Raw genomic sequence first — 21,121 nt, 5'->3', positions numbered from 1 at the left:
GAGACCGGTTCAGGTATAGCTGATGGTTGCGCAGCTCGACTGGATTACGGCCGAACGGCTAAACCTCCTGCAACGCTTTTATCTGTATATCCATACAGATAAAAGTTGCTCCCGCCGCGAACTCCCGCCATCCTGTGCCCTCTCCACACACCAACCAGCGATGGTAGCTATGCGGCTGTACCTCTGTGAAAAACCCTCTCAGGCCAAAGATATTGCGGCCGTGCTCGGCGCCAGGCGTCGCGGCGACGGCTGCTGGTTGGGGACGGACGTCACAGTGACCTGGTGCATCGGCCATTTGCTCGAAACCGCGCCGCCGGACGCCTACGACGCGCGCTACAAGCGCTGGGTGCTGGCTGATCTGCCGATCATTCCCGACAAATGGAAAATGACCGTCAAGCCGCGCACCGCCAGCCAGTACAAAGCGGTGAAGCGTCTGCTTGGCGAGGCAAGCGAACTGATCATCGCCACCGACGCCGACCGTGAGGGCGAGATGATCGCCCGGGAACTGGTCGAGCACTGCCGCTATCGCGGGCCGATCCGCCGCTTGTGGCTGTCGGCGCTGGACGAGGCATCGATTCGCAAGGCCTTGGCCGCGCTGAAACCGGGAGCCGAAACATTCAGCCTGTATCACTCGGCGTTGGGCCGTTCACGCGCGGACTGGCTGATCGGCATGAACATGAGTCGACTGTTCACCTTGCTGGGCCGGCAGTCGGGTTATCAGGGCGTGCTGCCTGTGGGCCGAGTGCAGACGCCGACCCTGCGACTGGTGGTCGACCGCGACCGCAGCATCGCCGATTTCGTCCCCGTACCGTTCTGGGCAATCGACGTGGATTTGCTGCACAACGGCACGACGTTTACCGCACAGTGGCGCGCACCATCAGACGTTTGTGATGATCAGGATCGCTGCCTGAATCAGGCGTTGGCGCAGCAAGCGGCGGCGGCGATCAGCAGTGCTGACAGCGCACGGGTGATCAAGCTGAAGACCGAGCGCATGCGCGAAGTGGCGCCGCTGCCCTTCGATCTTGGCACCTTGCAGGAAGTCTGCTCGAAAAAGCTTGGCCTTGGCGCGCAGGAAACCCTCGACATCGCCCAGGCCCTTTACGAAACCTACAAAGTCATCACCTATCCGCGCAGTGATTGCGGCTTTCTGCCCTTGAGCCAACACAGTGAGGCGCCATCGATCCTCACAGCGTTGCGCCAGGCCGATCCGAGCCTTGAAGCCTTGCAGGGTTATCTCGAACCGCAACGGCGCTCGCGGGCGTGGAATGACGCCAAGGTCAGCGCTCACCACGGCATCATTCCCACCATCGCCGCGAAGAATCTTGAACGCCTGACCGGCAAACATCGCGCGGTGTACACGCTGATTCGCGCGCGCTACCTGGCGCAGTTCCTGCCCAATCACGAATACGATCGCACTCAGGCCGATTTCGACTGCAACGGACATGCCCTGCGCGCGGTGGGCAAGCAGATCATCGAAGCGGGCTGGAAGCGCGCATTGCCCGAAGCACTGGCACCAGCCATGGGCCGCGAAGCACCAACACCGCAAACCTTGCCGACCCTCAGCCAAGGCGTCGAATGCGCTGTGGCGAAAGTGAATCTCAAGGATCTTTGGACGCAGCCACCAAAACCCTACACCGAAGGCGATCTGATCAAGGCGATGAAGAACGTCGCCAAACTGGTCGAGGATCCGCTGCTCAAACAGAAACTCAAGGACACCACCGGCATCGGCACCGAAGCCACCCGCGCGTCGATCATTCAGGGTTTGCTTGATCGTGGTTATCTGGTCAAGAACGGCAAGGCGCTGGCCGCCACGCCTGCCGCGTTCAGCCTGATCGACGCAGTGCCGCGCGCGATCGCCGATCCTGGCACTACGGCGATCTGGGAACAGGCGCTGGACATGGTGCAAAGCGGTGAGATGAGTCTGGAAGAATTCGTCACCAAACAGGCTGCGTGGATGAGCAAGCAGGTCAGCCGCTGCTCAGCTCTCAGCCTGACCATCAGCGGCCCGCCGCCTGCCGGCAAAGCCGCAGCGCCGTGGAAGAAAAAGCGCAAGTCGACGGCCAGCAAAACCGCCGGTACGCGCAAACGCACGGCGCGTCCGACGACTCGCTGAATCCCTCGCGGTTCCCTTCTCGACGTTGTCGAAACGGATCTTTTCTCATTCCAAAACAGCTTTGTCCGACAATATGTAGTGCTTGAAAATAATCACTACAAAACCGTTGACGGCGTCGTTTTGCTTTTGCATGATGAAGACGTTCCCCGATCGGGAACACTGGTAACACGCTTGAGCAAACTCGTCTGACCGCCGAGTTGTTTTTTCCGGATACACGCTGCCCACAAGGCAGATTGAAGAAGCTGACCTGGCCTGAACGTCCAGTACAAGGACGAGAAGCGCTGGCGAAAATTCTCAAGACGCTTGTGGCCGACACTGGATTGTCGTCAAGGAGCCTCCCGGTTTTCGCTGCTTCTCCTCGTTGTGACGCTATTGCGTAGCAGTTATTCAACACGACTACATGCAACAGATGCACGACCCCGTACTTCACACGGGCGAACGCTGACGTCCTGGTTTCGGTGCCAGGGATCAACTAACCGATGGGCTACCTGTATTAGCGAATCAACTTTGAAAGATCACCAGACTGGTCAAGGGGCATAACAATGAATCTGAACAATCAACCCACCATCGAAGAACTGGCTCGTATGTTCGCGGCGCAGAAAGACAGCCACGACAGCCATATTCTCTGGATCAGCAAGTCGGGCCAGGTGCACATCGACTGCCTGTCGCCTCACGCTGGCGAAGAGGAATTCGACCGCAACCACCAGAACCTGCTGGCCCGCCTGAAGATGTACCGCCGCGGCCACGGTTATGTCGGCAAGAAGGCTGCGGCCGACAAGGACTTCATTGGAAGTGTGCTGCAGACGCTGAAACAGGCGTGGGATTCGATGCAGAATCAGAATGAAGTTCGGGTGATTGATCGGTTGTATTGAATAACGCTTCAGTAAAAAAGGGCCTGCTTCGATAAGAAGCAGGCCCTTTTTACATCCAGAACTCACCCTGCAACTTTGTGGGAGCGAGCCTGCTCGCGAATGCAGTCTTCAGGCGCAAGCATCAGTGTCTGACATGCCACATTCGCGAGCAGGCTCGCTCCCACAGGTCTTTCATGTCATATGCGTTTTCAGAACAAGATCAACAAACGCCAACGCCGCCGCACTGTGATAATTATTCCTGCGCCGCAACAACGCCGCTCCCCGCTGCGGCGCCTCCCCTTCGACCCGCAAGCGGCGCAACGCGCGGTCTTCGCTGGCAATCGCCTCGGGCAGCATGGTCGCCAGCGGCGCATGCCGCACCACTTCCAGCAACGTACTCACCGAATTCACCTCGATGCGCACCTGCGGCGTAATCCCCTGCTCACGGAAATACTCATCCACCGACAACCGCGTAATGAAGCCCGGCGCCAGCAAGGCGAAATCCAGTGAAGCCAATTCCGTCGGCGTCAACACCGAAGGGCTGTCATAGAGCGGGTGCCCAGGCCCGACCATGATCCCCAGCGTCTCGGTAAACGCCGGTATGCATTCGATATCGGCATTGCGTACCGGCGTAAACGCGATCGCGACGTCCAGCGAGTCATCCGCCAGCCCGGCCTCGATGTCGTCCATCGACAATTCGAAGATTTCCAGATGAATCCCGGGAAACCGTGCCCCGTAGTCGCGCACCAATGGCCCGACCAGATACGCCATGAACGTCGGCGTCATCGCCAGGCGCAGGGTGCCGCGCGACAAATCCTTCACATCGTGCAAGGCGCGCTGCCCGGCCTCCAGCTCCACCAGCACGCGCCGCGCGCATTCAATGTATGCCGCGCCGGCATCGGTCGGTTTCACCGTGCGCGAGGTGCGATCGAACAGGCTGACGCCGAGGGTTTCTTCCAGCTGCCGGATCTGCTGCGACAACGTCGGCTGCGATACATGCAGCGCTTCGGCGGCGCGGGTGAAGCCGCCGTGATCGGCAACGGCGAGCAGATAACGCAAATGTCGCAACAGCATGAACACACCTTCTATAGGCAGGGCTTATGCGAAGCATTGTATATCGGACTTGGACGCTATGGATTGGCCGGCGCAACATTGCTTCCACACAGCAAGCCAAACCTTGAAAGGAGTGACACCATGCAACAGTCCCACGCCTACAACGACAACAGCCTGGCCCTGACCACCCGCGTTCTCGACGCCAAGGCGAAAAAAGCTCTGTCGTGGCAGGATCTCGCTGACGGCACCGGCCTCAGCCTGGCTTATGTCACCGCCGCCCTGCTCGGCCAGCATCCTCTGCCGGAAAACGCTGCTCAAGTGGTCGGCGACAAGCTTGACCTCAGCGCAGATGACGTCGCCGCTCTGCAGATCATTCCTTTGCGCGGCAGCCTCAGCGGCGTGCCGACCGATCCGACCATCTACCGTTTTTACGAAATGATCCAGATCTACGGCACCACGCTGAAAGCGCTGGTTCATGAACAGTTCGGTGACGGCATCATCAGCGCGATCAACTTCAAACTGGACATCAAAAAAGTCGAAGACCCGGAAGGCGGCTCCCGCGCCGTGGTGACCCTCGACGGCAAGTTCCTGCCGCTGCGTCCGTTCTGATACGCCCGGCCCGCACCCTGCGTGCGGGCCATCTCATTTCTGTCACGAGGACATGCCATGAAAGCCCTGATCGACGGCTTCCTGAAATTCCAGAACGAAGCCTTCCCGCAACGCAGCGAACTGTTCAAACATCTGGCCACGACTCAGCAACCCGGCACGCTGTTCATCACCTGTTCCGACAGTCGCGTGGTGCCTGAGCTGCTGACCCAGCAAGAGCCCGGCGAACTGTTCGTGATCCGTAACGCCGGCAATATCGTGCCCTCCTACAGCCCGCATCCGGGCGGGGTGTCGGCGACGGTGGAGTATGCGGTGGCGGTACTGGGGGTGACCGATATCGTGATTTGCGGCCACTCCGATTGCGGCGCGATGACCGCGATTGCCCAGTGCAAATGCATGGATCACCTGCCCGCCGTCAGCGGCTGGCTGCAGCATGCCGAGTCGGCGAAGGTGATGAACGAAGCGCGCGTGCATGGCAGCGACGCGGCGAAATTGAGTTCGATGGTGCGCGAGAACGTGATCGCGCAACTGGCGAATATTCAGACCCACCCGAGTGTGCGCCTGGCCCAGGAGCAAGGGCGGCTGAATCTGCATGGCTGGGTGTACGACATCGAGACCGGTTCGATCGACGCGCTCACTTCCGATCGTCGCACCTTTGTGCCGCTGGTCGAGCAACCTGAGACTTGCGCGATCAGCGCGCAAGCCAGCCACGCTGCCTGACTCCCCACCGTGATCGTTCCCACGCTCTGCGTGGGAATGCCTCTAGGGACGCTCTGCGTCCAGTGACGCGGAGCGTCACGGGCTGCATTCCCACGCGGAGCGTGGGAACGATCAACAGATCAGCGTTTCACCGTGAGATCAACCTGAGTCATTCGGCTGCGCACAGTAAACACGCCATCCCCGGAAAGAATCGCACTGCGCGCAAACAGGCGACCGCTCTCCCAGTTCGAAAGACCCAGCTCAGGCTTGTTCAACGCGTACTGGCCATCGACCCAACGGGTGATGCCGTTGCCTACGAACGGGGCATTCACCGCGTTGTAGAAGCGTTCCTGAACCGCCGCATCCTCGCTGATCAACGACACGGTGAATTGCGGGCTGTAGCGGTTGAAGAGCGCAATCGCCTGATCCAGATTGTCGACAATCATCAGGCTGACTTCCGGGGTTTCTTCCCATTCCCATTCGCGGCCCAGGTCCGACTCGGGCAAAGACTCGGCCAGCGCTTCGGTCTGGTAACCCTCGGCGCGATAAACCTCGACCGTTGCGTTCTGCCATTCGCTTGGCAGGCAACTTTCACTGCCCGCGACGATGTGCAATTTGCAGCCTTGGCCGCGTGCAGTACCGGCGTCTTTCAAGGCATTGAGGAACAGCGGCACCAGCTCATCGGCGCGTTCGCGCTGAATCAGGCAGACGTTCAGGGTGTTGCAGACCTTGCGGTCCAGCGAGTTGCGCACCACTGCCGCGAAGCGAGTGGCGTCGGCGTCACGGTCGGCGATCAGCCACGCGCCGCCGGTGCCGTGCAGGCTGACGGCAGTGCCGGCCTGCTGGGCAATGCTGCCCAACTGGCTGACAGCACGGCCCGAGCCCCGCGCCACCGCCAGCGACAGACGCCGGTCGGCGAACATCGCCCAACCGGCGGCGTGATTGACGCTTTCCACCAACGACACCGCGCCAACCGGCAAGCCGGCTTCGGCCAGCGCCGGGTTCAAAGCATGAGTGACGATGGCTTGCGCAGTGCCCAACGCATCGCTGCCGATGCGCAGCACAGCCGTATTACCGGTGCGCAACACCCCGGCGGCGTCGGCAAATACGTTGGGCCGACCTTCGAAGACAAAGGCGACGATGCCCAACGGCGAGACCACTTGCTCAACCTTCCAGCCGTCGTGCTCGACACTGCTGATCACTTTGCCACGCGTGGGCGGCGCATCACGCCAGGCGCGCAGCCCGGCGATCATGTCGCGGCGCATGCGTTCATCGGCGAGCAAGCGTGTGGTCGAGCGACCGCGCGCTTTGGCCCGCTCGATGTCGGTGCGGTTGGCGGTTTCGATCTGCGTCCAGCATTCAGGGTTTTCCAGGCGCTGAGCGAATAGATCGAAAAACCGGCTGATGGCTTCATCGGACACCGCCGACAACGCTGTGAATGCCGCAGCCGCACGCTCGATTGCCACCGAGGCGGCCTGTTGATCGGCCACGGGGATCAGCAACAACTCGCCACTGACCTGCTCGACCAGCAGATGGTCACCGGGCTGAAACCGCGCGGCCAGTTCGGGGCTGACCACGGTGACGCGGTTACCAGCGAAAGGGATCGGCGTGCCAGCGACTAGACGTTCGAGCGCAAGAGACATGAAGCGGATTCACCATGCAGAGGGCGGCCGGAAAATGTAGCGGATTACTGGCTGAAATACACCTCCTCAAACACTAAAGAAACCTGTGGGAGCTGGCTTGCCAGCGATAGCGGTGGTTCAGGCAAATTTATAGTGACTGACAGGGCCTCATCGCTGGCAAGCCAGCTCCCACAGGGTCATGTGGTGTTCAGGTGGGTCAGAACACCGACCAGCCAATCCTTGAGCTCAGCAACTCCAGCGCCGCCATCCCCGCCAGCGAGTTGCCGGCGGCATTCAGCTCGGGCGACCACACGCACACGCTGAACTGCCCCGGCACCACCGCAACGATGCCGCCGCCGACCCCGCTCTTGCCCGGCAGGCCGACGCGATAAGCGAAGTTGCCCGCCTCGTCATACAGACCGCTGGTGGCCATGATCGAGTTGACCTGCTGGGTCTGGCGGCGCGTCAGGATCTGCTCGCCGCTGTGCTTGCAGAACCCGTCATTGGCCAGAAAGCAGAACGCCCGGGCCAGATCGATGCAATTCATCCGCAGTGCGCAGTGGCTGAAATAGCTGCGCAACACCGCCTCGACATCGTTGTGAAAGTTGCCGAACGACTGCATCAGATAGGCCATCGCCGCATTGCGCGCGCGATGCTGGTATTCGGAGTCGGCGACCTTGCCGTCGATCATGATCTGCGGGTTACCGGACAGGCGCCGGACGAAGTCACGCATCGAGAGTGTCGGCGCGGCGAAGCGCGACTGGTTGATGTCGCAGATCACCAGCGCCCCAGCATTGATGAACGGATTGCGCGGGCGGCCGCGCTCGAATTCCAGTTGCACCAGCGAATTGAACGGCTGGCCGGACGGCTCGTGGCCAAGCCGTTCCCAGATCGCTTCGCCGGAGTGATCGATGGCCTGCACCAGGCTGAATACCTTGGAAATACTCTGCACCGAGAACGGCGTTTCAGCGTCGCCGGCGCAATACATTTCGCCGTCGTTACTGTACACGGCGATGCCCAACTGGTTGGCCGGCACCGTGCCGAGGGCGGGAATATAGTCAGCAACTTTGCCCTGCCCGATCAGGGGCCGGACGGCGTCAAGGATCTCGTTCAACAGCGCTTGCATGCCGGGTTCCGAAAGTCTCGCCCCATGGGATCGCGGGGACACTGGGGCTAGACGCTGCGCCCGCCGGTCGCATCACACCGGCAAGCGCTTCGCAAAATGTTCTAGGCTGAAGCGGACCATTCAGACACGGGAGAGCACCATGCACCTCGAAGGCTCCTGCCATTGCGGCGAAGTCAATTTCAGCCTCGACAGCGCCCATCCTTATCCCTATCAACGCTGCTATTGCTCGATCTGCCGCAAGACCCAGGGCGGCGGCGGTTATGCGATCAACCTTGGCGCCGACGCGACCACTCTCAAGGTTCGCGGGCGCAAAAACATCAGCGTCTACCACGCCAAAATGAAAGCTGACGGCGATAAGCGCGCCCATCGCAGCAGCGCCGAGCGTCACTTCTGCTCGCTGTGCGGCAGCGGCCTGTGGCTGTTCAGCCCGGAGTGGCCAGAGCTGATTCATCCATTCGCCTCGGCGATCGACACGCCACTGCCGGTGCCGCCGGAACACACGCACTTGATGCTTGGCTCGAAAGCGCCGTGGGTCGAGGTGGAGGCCAAGCCGAAGGATCAGCAGTTTGATGAATATCCTGAAGAATCGATCGCCCAGTGGCATGAGCGACTCGGCGTGACTCGCTGAATACCGTCCCTTGTAGGAGTGAGCCTGCTCGCGATAGCGTTGTGTCAGTCGACTCATCATTGAATGACCTAGCGCTATCGCGAGCAGGCTCACTCCTACAAGGGGCCGGGTCAGGCAATATCAATCAGTCCAGATGCGCCCAGGTCATCCTGAACAACGCCCCGCCCCACACCGAGTCGCCAACCTCAACCTGCCCGCCATGGGACTGCGAAACCCGCCGCACCAACGCCAGGCCCAGTCCGAAACCCCCGGTGCGCCGGTCGCGGCTGGCATCCAGTCGCGAAAACGGCTCGAAGATTTTCTCCCGTCCCTCCAGCGGCACACCCGGCCCGTCATCGCTGACCCGCACTTCATAGTCATCGCCATTGCGCAGCAGCGACACCTCAACGCGCTGCTCGGCATAGCGAATGGCATTGCGCAAAAGGTTGATCACCGCCCGCGCCATGAAGCGCGGTTCGACGCTTACAGTGTCGACCTGGCAATCGGTGATCGACAGCTGCACGCCCACTGCTTCGGCCTCAAGCGCCACACTGCCGACAACGCTGTCTAGCCAGTCGGCCGCGTGTATATTCTCCCGCTTTATCACCGTTGCGCCGTGCTCGAGGCTGGCGTAGGTCAGCAGCTCCGAAACCATTTCTTCCAGCTCACCGAGGTCGGCATACATGTCGGCGATCAGCTCGCGATTCTGGCTCGCGTCCGGTTGCTGTTTAAGCTGATCGAGCTCAAACGAAAGCCGCGCTATCGGTGTGCGCAGCTCGTGAGACACGGCGTTGGTCAGCTCGCGCTGATTGGCAATCAGCCCCTCGATGCGCGCCGCCATCAGATTGAAGTGCTCGGCCAGATCGCGGATGTTCGAGCGCCGCGACAACTGGATGCGCACCGACAGATCGTTGTCGCCGAAACGCTCGGCCGCCAGCCGCAGCTTTTCCAGGTCGCGCCAGTGCGGGCGCACCCAGAAAAACAGAACGATGCCGATCAACACCGCGAGCATCATGTACGCCGCGGTGATGTAGAACGGCATCAGGCTCGGCTCTGGCGGCAGCTTGATGCTGAGCAACTGCGAGCCACCATCGATGTTGCTGATGAACTGCGTGTAATCGTCGCGGATCACCAACAGGTTCCGCGCGAGCTCGGCTTTTTCCTGCGGTGTGAGGGCCAGTTGATCGGCCTCGACCAGACTCAGCGACAGACCGTAGTGCGCACGCAATGAATCGAGTTTCTGTTCACGCTCGGCGCCCTGGCGGCCTTGCAGATGATCGACCAGCGACCACGCCTGACCGCGCACGGCTTCACGGTTGTAATCCTGCGTCTGGCTGTCGAGCAAGGCGTTGAAGGTGTGCTCGACCGCCTGCAAGGCCAGCACCAGACCCACCGTCATCACCAGAAACAGGCCGAGGAACAAGCGCAGCATCTACAGCTCCCACGCGAACGGATTGAACAGATAGCCCTTGCCCCACACGGTCTTGATGCACACCGGCTCGCGGGGATTGTCCTTGAGCTTGTTGCGCAATTTGCTGATGTAGACGTCGACGCTGCGGTTGAGGCCGTCGAAAGCGATGCCGCGCATGCGATTGAGAATGTCATCGCGGGATAGAATCTTGCCTGCTGCGCTGGCGAGCAACCAGAGCAATTCGAACTCCATGGTGGTCAGCTCGATCAGCTCACCGGTCAGGCGCACTTCCCGGCAACTGCGGTCGATGCTCAATTGCCCGAACTCAAGGAAACTGACGACGCTGGTCTCCGGCGTCTGCCGCCGTTGCAGCGCCCGCAGCCGCGCGAGCAATACCGGCGGTTTGATCGGCTTGATCACATAATCGTCAGCGCCGGACTCCAGACCGAGAATGTGATCGAGATCGTCTTCCTTGGCGGTGAGGATCACGATCGGCGTGTCCGAGACACTGCGAATTTCCCGGCAGACCTGCAAACCGCTCTGCCCCGGCAACATCAGGTCGAGCACCAGCACTTTCGGCTTGAATTCCAGGAATGCAGCCATGGCGAGATCGCCGCGATGCACCGTGCGCACCTCGTAGCCGTGTTGCTGTAGAAAGTGTGCGATCAGTGCGGCGAGACGCTCATCGTCTTCGACCAGCAGAACTTTGCCGAAACCCAGGTTATCCATAACAACCGTTGCCAAGCCAAACGTGGAAGGGCCGATATTATGCTGGCATTCATCGAACAGGCGATGACGGCAGACAGCAAAAACCGGCCACTTGGGCCGGTTTTCGGTGATGTTTCATACTCTTAAGAGTTTTTAACAAATTCAGGCGGGCACACCGCTGTGGAAGCGGAATTCCTCGTCCGGCGATTCGATCAGTTCCTGCTCGGCCGCACGGACGCGCTCGATCACCTGCGCTACATCCTTGGCATCACCATACTGATAGGCCAGTTTCAGATAACCCTGAAAGTGCCGCGCCTCGCTTTTCAGCAAACCGAAATAGAACTTGCCCAGTTCTTCGTCCAGATGCGGCACCAATGCTTCAAAGCGTTCGCAACTGCGCGCTTCGATGAAAGCACCAACCACCAGCGTATCCACCAGTTTCACCGGTTCGTGGCTGCGCACCACCTTGCGCAGGCCCGAGGCGTAACGGCCGGCGTGCAGCTGACGCAGCTCGATCTTGCGCCGTTTCATGATGCGCATGACTTGCTCGTGGTGCACCAGTTCTTCCCGGGCCAGGCGCGACATCATGTTGATCAGGTCGACATGGGCGTGGTACTTGGCAATCAGGCTCAGCGCCGTGCTGGCGGCCTTAAACTCGCAGTTCTTGTGATCGATCAGCAGGGTTTCCTGATCGGCCAGTGCCGCCTGGACCCAGGCGTCGGGCGTGCGGCAGCCAAGGAATTCGTGGATTTCGGGAAGGATCATGGGGCTCACGGTAAAAGGTGTTCGAGCGAAGGGCGCCGATTATACCGGCCTGTCCGCAGACCACCAGCGGCGGCTGTTGATATGCATCAAGTCGCAGACGTTCGGGTAGCAACTATAGTTGTGCAACGCCGTGCCTTTTCTTTGCTGGAGACTCCGCTCATGCAAGCCATTCGCAGCATTCTGGTGGTCATCGAACCTGAACATGCAGAAAGCCTGGCGCTCAAACGCGCCAAGCTGATCGCCGGTGTTACCCAGGCCCATCTGCATCTATTGGTGTGCGACAAGAAGCATGACCATGCCGGCCTGCTCAGTGTGCTCAAGGCGGCATTGCTCGCCGAAGGCTACAGCGTGACCACCGAACAGGCGTGGAACGAGAGCCTGCACGAAACCATCATCGATGTGCAGCAGGCCGAAGGTTGCGGCCTGGTGATCAAACAGCACTTCCCCGACAGCTCGCTGAAAAAGGCCCTGCTGACCCCGGCCGACTGGAAACTCCTGCGCCACTGCCCTACCCCGGTGCTGCTGGTCAAAACCGCCGGTTCGTGGAAAGACAAAGTGATTCTCGCTGCCGTCGATGTCGGCAATGCCGACGGCGAGCACCGGCATTTGCACAGCACCATCATCGATCACGGCTACGACATCGCCAGTCTGGCCAAGGCGCATCTGCATGTGATCACCGCGCATCCGTCGCCGATGCTCTCGGCGGCGGATCCGACGTTTCAGCTGAAATCGACCATAGAAGCCAAATACCGCGAACAGTGCCGGGCGTTTCAGGCGGAGTTCGATGTCGATGACGAGCACCTGCACATCGAGGAAGGCCCGGCGGATGTGTTGATCCCGTTCATGGCGCACAAGCTGCAGGCGGCGGTAACGGTAATTGGCACGGTAGCGCGCAGTGGTTTGTCAGGCGCGTTGATCGGCAATACCGCTGAAGCGGTGCTGGATACGCTCGAAAGCGATGTGCTGGTGCTCAAGCCGCAGGAGGTTGAGGATCATCTGGTGGAATTGACGGCAAAACACTGAGGATTGCCATGTCTGACTGGCGCTTTCGCGAGCAGGCTCGCTCCCACATCTGGAATGCATTTCCCTGCTCGCGAAGCTTCTAGGCGCCGAAGGCGTCTTTCAGGAAGCCGGGTGCAATGTAGCGCTGATAATGCGCTTCCGACAGCAGGAAGAATTCCCGATCAATGGCATCACGCAGTTCCGGCAGGTTCCAGTCGCGGAACTCCGGCAGCAATACCATCCCGTACGCCTCAAGATTAATGATCACCCGCGCGCCGCGGGCAATCAGCTGATAGGCCCAGCAATATTCCGACTGATGCGGTACGAAGCGGATCTTGCGCTGTTCGAGCTGCTCGCGCAGGCGCGCCGGATCGAAGATCTCGACTTTGCTCGCCATCACTTGTGACAGCAATTGCTCCAGACGCAGCCACACCGCACGCTTTTCCTCCTCGTTGTACCCATTCCAATGGATCACTTCGTGGTGAAAACGCTTGCAGCCACGGCACACCAGGTCACCGTAAACGGTGGAGCAGAGGCCGACGCAGGGGGTCTTGATGGTCTGATTGGGCATAAATGGGCAGAACACTGAAACGCGGAACAGGCCGGCATGTTAGCCCTTTGTCGGGCATTGATCACCCCTCAAACAGCAAGGTCTCGCCAGCGTCGCAGGTTTGCTCCGGCCGCGCTGATTGCCACGAAAGTCCAATAGAGCGCGACTTACCTTTAAATTTTTTTTGCCGTAGAATCAGCCAGCCTTTTAAGGCGCCAATGTCCGTTAGAAGCTGTTTTCAAAGCGTCACGAGCACAGTCGTTCCTTCAGAGCGGTGTTGGCGAAGGGTTTTTCCAGCGGGGAAAAGCCCAACGCCAACCCTCATCAGCTCCCCGTTCTGCAGGCGTAAAACTTTGAAAGCAGCTTCTGTAAGGAATTGCCGGTAATTCTGGCCGAACGACCCACAACGTCGTGAGGCGCATGAGTACGGCAATTTCGGGATGAGCGTCCCGGACACCCATTTGGGACCACTGATGAGGGTAATAACTGTGCTTGAAGCCTACCGCAAACATATCGAAGAGCGTGCAGCCCTGGGTATCGTTCCCCAGCCGCTTAACGCCGAACAAACAGCAGGCCTGATCGAGCTGCTGAAGAACCCTCCGGCTGGCGAAGAAGCTTTCCTCGTTGACCTGATCACCAATCGCGTACCACCTGGAGTGGACGAAGCCGCCTACGTCAAGGCCGGTTTCCTGTCTGCCCTGGCCAAGGGCGAAGCCACCTCCCCTCTGCTGGACAAGAAACGCGCTGTAGAACTGCTCGGCACCATGCAGGGCGGCTACAACATCGTCACCCTCGTTGAACTGCTGGACGACGCCGAGCTGGCGCCAGTCGCCGCCGAAGAACTCAAGCACACCCTGCTGATGTTCGACGCCTTCCACGACGTCGCTGAAAAAGCCAAGAACGGCAACGTTCACGCCAAAGCCGTGCTGCAATCCTGGGCTGACGGCGAGTGGTTCAAGAAGCGCCCGGTGCTGGCCGACAAGATCAGCCTGCGCGTATTCAAGGTCACCGGCGAAACCAACACCGACGACCTCTCCCCTGCGCCAGACGCCTGGTCGCGTCCTGATATCCCGCTGCACGCCCTGGCCATGCTGAAAATGGCCCGTGACGGCATCGTTCCGGACGAGCAAGGCAAGACCGGCCCGATGAAGCAGATCGAAGAAATGCGCGGCCAGGGCTTCCCGATCGCCTACGTCGGTGACGTGGTCGGTACCGGTTCCTCGCGTAAATCGGCGACCAACTCGGTGCTGTGGTTCTTCGGCGACGACATCCCGTACGTGCCGAACAAGCGCGCTGGCGGTTTCTGCTTCGGCAGCAAGATCGCTCCGATCTTCTACAACACCATGGAAGATGCCGGCGCCCTGCCGATCGAGTTCGACGTGTCGAACATGAACATGGGCGACGTGATCGACCTGTACCCGCACGCTGGCAAAGTCTGCAAGCACGGTACCGACGAAGTCATCACCACTTTCGAAATGAAAACCCCGGTGCTGCTGGACGAAGTCCGTGCCGGCGGTCGTATCCCGCTGATCATCGGCCGTGGTCTGACCGAAAAGGCTCGCGCCGAACTGGGTCTTCCAGCGTTCGATCTGTTCAAGAAGCCTGAAGCTCCGGCTGAAAGCACCAAGGGCTTCACCCTGGCGCAGAAAATGGTCGGCAAGGCTTGCGGTCTGGCAGAAGGCCAGGGTGTGCGTCCTGGTACCTACTGCGAACCGAAGATGACCACCGTGGGCTCTCAGGACACCACAGGTCCGATGACCCGTGACGAACTGAAAGACCTGGCGTGCCTGGGCTTCTCCGCTGATCTGGTGATGCAGTCGTTCTGCCACACCGCGGCTTATCCAAAGCCGATCGACGTGACCACCCACCACACCCTGCCTGACTTCATCATGACCCGCGGCGGCGTTTCCCTGCGTCCGGGCGACGGCATCATCCACTCGTGGCTGAACCGCATGCTGCTGCCGGACACCGTCGGTACCGGTGGTGACTCGCACACCCGTTTCCCGATGGGCATCTCGTTCCCGGCCGGTTCCGGTCTGGTCGCGTTCGCCGCTGCCACTGGTGTAATGCCACTGGACATGCCGGAATCGATCCTGGTGCGTTTCAAAGGCAAGATGAAACCTGGCATCACCCTGCGTGACCTGGTTCATGCCATTCCGTACTTCGCTATCCAGAACGGTCTGCTGACCGTCGAGAAGAAAGGCAAGAAAAACGCCTTCTCCGGCCGCATCCTGGAAATCGAAGGTCTGGAAGGTCTGACCCTGGAGCAGGCGTTCGAACTGTCCGACGCCTCGGCCGAACGTTCGGCTGCCGGTTGCACCATCAAGCTGTCGAAAGAGTCGATCACCGAGTACCTGCAGTCCAACATCACCCTGCTGCGCTGGATGATCGGCGAAGGCTACGGCGATGCGCGTACCCTGGAACGTCGTGCTCAAGCGATGGAAGCCTGGATCGCCAATCCTGAGCTGATGGAAGCCGATGCCGACGCCGAATACGCCGAAGTCATCGAAATCGATCTGGCCGAGATCAACGAGCCTGTGCTCTGCGCGCCGAACGATCCGGACGACGCCCGTCTGTTGTCCAGCGTTGCTGGCGAGAAGATCGACGAAGTGTTCATCGGTTCGTGCATGACCAACATCGGTCACTTCCGCGCTGCCGGTAAACTGCTGGATCAGGTCAAGGGTCAGCTGCCAACCCGTCTGTGGCTGTCGCCGCCGACCAAGATGGACGCTCACCAACTGACCGAAGAAGGCTACTACGGCATCTACGGCAAGGCTGGCGCTCGCATGGAAATGCCAGGCTGCTCGCTGTGCATGGGTAACCAGGCACGCGTTGAGCCGAACAGCACCGTGGTCTCGACGTCGACCCGTAACTTCCCGAACCGTCTGGGCGACGGCGCGAACGTCTACCTGGCCTCGGCCGAGCTGGCGTCCGTTGCTTCGATCCTGGGTCGCCTGCCGACCGTCGAGGAGTACATGGAATACGCTGGCAAGATCGACAGCATGGCGGCTGATGTCTACCGCTACCTGTCCTTCGACCAGATCGCCGAGTTCCGTGAAGCTGCTGCGAACGCCAAGATCCCGGTCGTTCAAGCCTAACGCTGCAAGGCCATAAAAAACGCCGCCCATCGTGAGATGAGCGGCGTTTTTTTATGCTGATCGCCTATCGCCTGATCGTTCCCACGCTCTGCGTGGGAATGCCTCTTGTGACGCTCTGCGTCTCGTTTGGGGACGCAGAGCATCCGGGGCTGCATTCCCACGCAGAGCGTGGGAATGATCAGTGACAGGTCAGACAGCCAGCTTGTAAACCAGCGCCGAAATCGCCACCAGACCCACCGCTGTAACAAACACGTTCGACGCCTGACCGCGATAGCGCGCCATCGCTGGCACCTTGCGAATCGCGTACATCGGCATCAGGAACAGAATCGCCGCAATCACCGGCCCACCGACGGTTTCGATCATGCCCAGGATGCTCGGATCAAGCGTTGCGACGATCCAGCAGATCACCAGCATGAACGCCGCCACGATGCGATCCAGCGCTTTGGCGCCCGGACGTTTGCCGCTCTTGACGATCAGGCCCTTGAGGCCTTCGCTGGCCCCGATGTAATGGCCGAGGAACGATTTGGAGATCGCCACAAACGCAATCAACGGCGCCGCAAACTCGATGGTCGGGTTGCTGAAGTGGTTGGCCAGGTACGACAGGATCGAAAGATTCTGCTCTTTCGCCTCAGCCAGTTGCTCCGGCGACAGGGTCAGCACGCAACTGAATACGAAGAACAGCACCAAAATGACCATCAATGCATGAGCGCGCGCGAGGATCTGCGAGCTGCGCTCGTCGGCGTGCACACCGTAACGACGCTTCTGGTCCATCGCGAACGCCGAGATGATCGGCGAATGGTTGAACGAGAACACCATCACCGTAATCGCCAGCCACAGCGTGTGCAGCAGCGCTGACGGCGCCGGCACTTGCGAGGCGGTGGCGAGGATGCCGCCGTTCCAGTGCGGAATCAGGTATACGGCAAGGAACAGCAGCGCAACGATGAACGGATAGACCATCAGGCTCATGGCCTTGACGATCGCCTGCTCACCGCAACGAACCACGGCCAGCAGGCCGAGAATCAGCACGAACGACAGCAATGCGCGCGGTGGCGGCGTAATGTGCAGTTGGTGTTCGAGGAAACTGGCGACCGTGTTGGTCAGGCCGACACTGTAGATCAACAGGATCGGGAAGATGGCAAAGAAGTACAGCAGCGTGATCAAGGCACCGGCCTTGATACCGAAATGCTGCTCGACCACTTCGGTAATATCGGCACCTTCGCGACCGGACAGCACAAAACGGGTCAGGCCACGGTGAGCATAAAACGTCATCGGGAATGCCAAAAGCGCGAGGATCACCAGCGGCCAGAAGCCACCCAATCCTGCGTTGATCGGCAAAAACAGGGTGCCGGCGCCAATGGCCGTCCCAAACAGTCCCAGCATCCAGGTGGTGTCCTGGCGATTCCAGCTCGAAAGTTCAGCGGGTGCTGCTGCGTCGAAGCGCTTTTCGAGGCTATTGGCCTGATCATTCATCCGGTCGGATCTCCGCTTTCCGGTCACTTGCCACTCGGTCAGGACGCGTCGGAAAAAACCGACAGACATGCTCCGGCCGAAACAGGGGCGCGATTCTCCGTGATAAATCAATGCAAGCAAAGACTTAGCTGAGGAATGGTTGTGCGGAGCAGATCCAAGGATGGTCGTTTATGGAAAAAACAAGGTCGTTTATGGATACGTCAGATGCCGCAAACGGATACGTTTTGCACCCACCCAGGCGTCACCGAATGCGCCTAGAGCGATATGCCGAGCATGAAACCCAATAAAACGCAGTACAGCCCGAAGCCGAAAAGCAACCAGAGCTTGCCATTTTCGCGCTTGTCTCTATTGCGCACCGCTTCGTCATATTCTGCGAACTCTCGCTCAATTTGCTCCAGTCGTGCCTTACGGTCATATGTGCTCATACTGATTAACCTTTGAATAATGCGCCTGACGGTTGTGAAGCATGAAGACTCACAACTTGAAGAAAAACCCTGCCACTGCGGTGATTGCAGTCAAGACTCCACCAAACACTGCAATTGGATAGAGCTTCGTCTCCCTTGATAACTTTTTCTCTTCAGCCTGAAGCTTTTTCCATTCAGCCACGAGTTTCCTTGATTCGTTTTCCAGCCTGTCGAGCTCCAGATTTTCGCGATCGTTATGGAACATTTGCCCTCCTTGGCTGCTGGCGGATCGGTGTCAGCATTTGCATGCACATCGACGGCTATCGTCATGCCCTTATCATCAAACTGTTCCATTCACGCTGACCAGCAGACGCATCTGCCATTCCCGTAGGCAAAATCCGCGAGTCACGTAAGCCTCCTCATACACGGTATTTGCAATATTCCAGACCAACTACCTGCCAGAACCCTGCCCTTGATCTAGCGTGTGAGAAGCCATAACCCAAGGAGCCTCCCATGCCACTGGTCCGCATCGACATCCAGCAAAACCCCGACCCCACTTTTGCCAAGCGCATCGGCGAACAGATCTACGCCGCCTTGCGCAGCTGTATCGATGTGCCCGAGCACGACAATTTCCAGATCCTCAACGAGCACGACGCCCAACATTTCGTTTATGACCCGCAATACCTGGGCATCCAGCGCAGCGACGGCGTGGTGTTCATCCAGATCACCATCAGCGAAGGGCGCAGCGTGGAAAAGAAACAATTGCTGTTCAAAACCATTGCCGAGAGCCTGCATGCGCAACTGGGTATTCGCTTGGAGGATGTATTCATCAATCTGCTGGAGGTAAAGAAAGAGAACTGGTCGTTTGGCAACGGCATTGCGCAATACGCCAGCTGATTCGCAGCGCCCATGCCTGCGTGCTTGCTTGTTCCACGAACCCGTCCAGAATCAAAGCACCACTGCGCGAATGCAACGATTGCCAAGCCGCTGCGGATTCAGCACTCTGAGTCGACTTTCGCGACCCACCCGCCGCCAATCACAGGAGCCGCGCAATGCCCGCAACCGTTCTGGTACTGGTTGAAACGATCAATGACTATCTGCCGATTCTTGAGCATCAGGGATTCCACCTGATCCTTGCACCAACGCCAGCCGAACGCGCGCAAGCCATCGCCACTCATGGCAGTCGCATCGACGCCGTGCTCACTCGCGGCCCACTGGGCCTGACTGCGCAAGAGATCAGCGCCCTGCCCGCCCTGAAAATCATCACGGTGATCGGTGCAGGTTATGAACAGGTCGATCTGCAAGCAGCCAGTGACCGTGGCATCACCGTCACCAATGGCGCCGGCGTCAACGCCTCGTCAGTGGCCGATCATGCGATGGCATTGCTGCTGGCATTGGTCCGCGACATCCCGCGCTGCGATGCCGCCGTGCGCCGCGGTGAATGGCCGAAAATCATGCGCCCGTCGCTGGCCGGCAAGCGTCTGGGCATCCTCGGGCTGGGCGCGGTGGGCATGGCGATTGCCAAACGTGCGGAGCTGGGTTTCGACATGCAGATCAGCTACCACAGCCGCCAGGTGCGCAGCGACGTCGCTTATGCGTTCTGCTCGACACCCACCGATCTGGCGCGAGCCTCGGACTTTCTGGTCGTTGCCACGCCCGGTGGCATTGGTACGCAACATCTGGTGACGCGAGCCGTGCTCGATGCCCTCGGCCCCAAGGGTTTTATCGTCAACATCGCCCGCGCCAGCGTTATCGCAACGGCAGACCTGATCACCGCACTTGAACAACGTCGTATCGCCGGCGCTGCACTGGACGTGTTCGATCACGAACCGGAAGTGCCTGATGCCCTGAAACACCTCAGCAACGTTGTGCTAACCCCACACGTCGCCGGGCTCTCCCCTGAAGCCACGCAAGGCACCGTTGAACTGGTGGGGAAAAACCTGATGGCGTTTTTCTCCGGGCAACCGGTGCTGACTCCCGTCGCCCTGCCGCCCAAGTTGAACAACCAGCGCGTGCATTAACGCGCGTGGCATCGTCGAACCGCGCCGATCTTTGCCCCATTCTCAAAGTTGATTATCCAGCAACACGCTAACCTATAAGACCGACCCGCGCTTGTGAGCACCCGAGCGCGCCATTAGATTAGCCAATGATGTCTGGCCTCCAAAATAAGCAGAAGGGATAAGCATGGCGCTTACTGACCAGTCCACCCGGATCCGCGCGGGCGAAGAACTCGATGCCAGCCTGATCGATCCGTACCTCAAGGCGCACATTCCCGGCCTGACCGGCACTCCGCAGATCAGCCAGTTTCCCGGCGGCGCGTCGAACCTGACCTACCTGCTGGAATACCCCGAGCAAGAGTTCGTTCTGCGCCGTCCGCCGTTTGGCCACAAAGCCAAATCCGCCCACGACATGGGCCGTGAATTCCGCATTCTCAACCAACTGCGCGACGGCTTTCCGTATTGCCCGAAGGCCTACGTGCATTGCACCGACGAAGCCGTTATCGGCGCCGAGTTCTATGTGATGGAACGGGTCAAGGGCATCATCCTGCGCGCTGAACTGCCGCCGGAGCTGGGCCTCGATTCGGCGAAAACCGAAGCGCTGTGCAAAAGTTTCATCGACCGTTTCGTCGAACTGCATCGGGTCGATTACAACGCCTGCGGCCTCGGCGATCTGGGCAAGCCTGAAGGCTACGTCGCCCGGCAGATCAACGGCTGGAGCGAGCGCTACGAAAAAGCCCTGACCCCGGACGCGCCGAACTGGGAAGCAGTCAAAGCCTGGCTCAACGACAAGATGCCGGCCGACCACCCGACCTCAAGCATCGTCCACAACGACTATCGCTTCGACAACGTCATCCTCGACCCGGCCAATCCGATGCAGATCATCGGCGTGCTCGACTGGGAACTGACCACCCTCGGCGACCCGCTGATGGACCTGGGCAACACCCTCGCCTACTGGATCGAAGCCGGCGACCCGGCACCGGTGCAACTGATGCGCCGCCAGCCAAGCCATGCGCCGGGCATGCTGACCCGCCGCGAA

General features: G+C 59.8%; 20 protein-coding genes. 10 read left to right on the top strand and 10 right to left on the bottom strand.

Annotation, left to right across the window (positions count from 1 at the left end; all coding sequences use genetic code 11):
- The first annotated feature begins 169 nt into the window (after positions 1–169).
- Together BXA01_RS00095 and BXA01_RS00090 are read left to right on the top strand one after the other, a co-directional pair.
- Positions 170–2,113: a DNA topoisomerase III gene (locus BXA01_RS00095; RefSeq protein WP_076562392.1), complete on the top strand. Its 1,944-nt coding sequence runs from the start codon at positions 170–172 to the stop codon at positions 2,111–2,113.
- 542 nt (positions 2,114–2,655) lie between these two features.
- Entirely contained in the window at positions 2,656–2,985 is a 330-nt protein-coding gene (locus tag BXA01_RS00090; protein WP_041480831.1) for a hypothetical protein, read from the top strand.
- 171 nt (positions 2,986–3,156) lie between these two features.
- On the opposite strand, the gene cynR is transcribed toward BXA01_RS00090, so the two are convergent.
- A complete protein-coding gene (cynR, locus tag BXA01_RS00085; RefSeq protein ID WP_076562388.1) occupies positions 3,157–4,038 on the bottom strand; it encodes a transcriptional regulator CynR in 882 nt (293 codons plus the stop codon).
- A 120-nt stretch (positions 4,039–4,158) separates the two neighbouring features.
- Between cynR and cynS the strand changes: the two genes are divergently transcribed.
- Both cynS and BXA01_RS00075 read left to right on the top strand, forming a co-directional pair.
- Positions 4,159–4,626 (top strand): cyanase, encoded by a 468-nt coding sequence (gene cynS / locus BXA01_RS00080; RefSeq protein ID WP_076562387.1) that lies wholly within the window; start codon positions 4,159–4,161, stop codon positions 4,624–4,626.
- Positions 4,627–4,683: 57 nt separating this feature from the next.
- Positions 4,684–5,343, top strand: coding sequence for a carbonic anhydrase (locus tag BXA01_RS00075; protein WP_076562385.1), 660 nt, complete (start codon positions 4,684–4,686; stop codon positions 5,341–5,343).
- Positions 5,344–5,462: 119 nt separating this feature from the next.
- Here BXA01_RS00075 and BXA01_RS00070 read toward each other — a convergent pair whose 3' ends face one another.
- Both BXA01_RS00070 and glsB read right to left on the bottom strand, forming a co-directional pair.
- On the bottom strand, positions 5,463–6,965 hold the full coding sequence (locus BXA01_RS00070) for an aldehyde dehydrogenase family protein (protein ID WP_076562383.1): 1,503 nt from the start codon (positions 6,963–6,965) through the stop codon (positions 5,463–5,465).
- A 196-nt stretch (positions 6,966–7,161) separates the two neighbouring features.
- On the bottom strand, positions 7,162–8,070 hold the full coding sequence (gene glsB / locus BXA01_RS00065; protein ID WP_024013269.1) for a glutaminase B: 909 nt from the start codon (positions 8,068–8,070) through the stop codon (positions 7,162–7,164).
- Between the two features lie 139 nt (positions 8,071–8,209).
- Here glsB and BXA01_RS00060 point away from each other — a divergent pair, with 139 nt between their 5' ends.
- Entirely contained in the window at positions 8,210–8,698 is a 489-nt protein-coding gene (locus tag BXA01_RS00060; RefSeq protein ID WP_076562381.1) for a GFA family protein, read from the top strand.
- 124 nt (positions 8,699–8,822) lie between these two features.
- On the opposite strand, the gene BXA01_RS00055 is transcribed toward BXA01_RS00060, so the two are convergent.
- The 3 genes from BXA01_RS00055 to BXA01_RS00045 form a co-directional block, all read right to left on the bottom strand.
- A complete protein-coding gene (locus BXA01_RS00055) occupies positions 8,823–10,109 on the bottom strand; it encodes an ATP-binding protein (RefSeq protein ID WP_076562379.1) in 1,287 nt (428 codons plus the stop codon).
- Positions 10,110–10,817, bottom strand: coding sequence for a winged helix-turn-helix domain-containing protein (locus tag BXA01_RS00050; protein WP_076562376.1), 708 nt, complete (start codon positions 10,815–10,817; stop codon positions 10,110–10,112).
- Positions 10,818–10,958: 141 nt separating this feature from the next.
- On the bottom strand, positions 10,959–11,561 hold the full coding sequence (locus tag BXA01_RS00045) for a tRNA-(ms[2]io[6]A)-hydroxylase (protein WP_016775115.1): 603 nt from the start codon (positions 11,559–11,561) through the stop codon (positions 10,959–10,961).
- A 159-nt stretch (positions 11,562–11,720) separates the two neighbouring features.
- Here BXA01_RS00045 and BXA01_RS00040 point away from each other — a divergent pair, with 159 nt between their 5' ends.
- Positions 11,721–12,584, top strand: coding sequence for a universal stress protein (locus tag BXA01_RS00040; RefSeq protein ID WP_076562374.1), 864 nt, complete (start codon positions 11,721–11,723; stop codon positions 12,582–12,584).
- A 79-nt stretch (positions 12,585–12,663) separates the two neighbouring features.
- On the opposite strand, the gene BXA01_RS00035 is transcribed toward BXA01_RS00040, so the two are convergent.
- On the bottom strand, positions 12,664–13,134 hold the full coding sequence (locus BXA01_RS00035) for a DUF1289 domain-containing protein (protein ID WP_024013275.1): 471 nt from the start codon (positions 13,132–13,134) through the stop codon (positions 12,664–12,666).
- Between the two features lie 467 nt (positions 13,135–13,601).
- On the opposite strand from BXA01_RS00035, the gene acnB reads away from it, so the two are divergent.
- A complete protein-coding gene (gene acnB / locus BXA01_RS00030; protein ID WP_024013276.1) occupies positions 13,602–16,211 on the top strand; it encodes a bifunctional aconitate hydratase 2/2-methylisocitrate dehydratase in 2,610 nt (869 codons plus the stop codon).
- A gap of 189 nt (positions 16,212–16,400) precedes the next feature.
- Here the strand turns inward: acnB and BXA01_RS00025 are convergent, their stop codons facing one another.
- The 3 genes from BXA01_RS00025 to BXA01_RS00020 all read right to left on the bottom strand — a co-directional run bounded on the left by BXA01_RS00025 (position 16,401) and on the right by BXA01_RS00020 (position 18,350).
- Positions 16,401–17,681 carry an HAAAP family serine/threonine permease gene (locus tag BXA01_RS00025; RefSeq protein WP_041480843.1) on the bottom strand — a complete coding sequence of 427 codons (1,281 nt, stop codon included), beginning with the start codon at positions 17,679–17,681 and terminating at the stop codon, positions 16,401–16,403.
- A 254-nt stretch (positions 17,682–17,935) separates the two neighbouring features.
- Complete coding sequence (locus BXA01_RS27040) at positions 17,936–18,106, bottom strand: hypothetical protein (protein ID WP_163032915.1); 171 nt, start codon at positions 18,104–18,106, stop codon at positions 17,936–17,938.
- Between the two features lie 49 nt (positions 18,107–18,155).
- Complete coding sequence (locus BXA01_RS00020; protein ID WP_056789207.1) at positions 18,156–18,350, bottom strand: hypothetical protein; 195 nt, start codon at positions 18,348–18,350, stop codon at positions 18,156–18,158.
- A 248-nt stretch (positions 18,351–18,598) separates the two neighbouring features.
- Here BXA01_RS00020 and BXA01_RS00015 point away from each other — a divergent pair, with 248 nt between their 5' ends.
- The 3 genes from BXA01_RS00015 to BXA01_RS00005 form a co-directional block, all read left to right on the top strand.
- On the top strand, positions 18,599–18,982 hold the full coding sequence (locus BXA01_RS00015) for a tautomerase family protein (RefSeq protein WP_076562372.1): 384 nt from the start codon (positions 18,599–18,601) through the stop codon (positions 18,980–18,982).
- 155 nt (positions 18,983–19,137) lie between these two features.
- Complete coding sequence (locus BXA01_RS00010) at positions 19,138–20,106, top strand: 2-hydroxyacid dehydrogenase (RefSeq protein WP_076562370.1); 969 nt, start codon at positions 19,138–19,140, stop codon at positions 20,104–20,106.
- A 163-nt stretch (positions 20,107–20,269) separates the two neighbouring features.
- Positions 20,270–21,121, top strand: an 852-nt coding sequence (locus BXA01_RS00005; RefSeq protein ID WP_231991000.1) for a phosphotransferase family protein, incomplete at its 3' end; no start/stop codon positions are given.

The organism is Pseudomonas sp. B10, from assembly GCF_900156235.1.
GTDB classification, from domain to species: Bacteria; Pseudomonadota; Gammaproteobacteria; order Pseudomonadales; family Pseudomonadaceae; genus Aquipseudomonas; species Aquipseudomonas siliginis.
The sequence above is the reverse complement of the archived record's forward strand: the minus strand, read 5'-3'. Positions and strand labels throughout refer to the sequence as shown.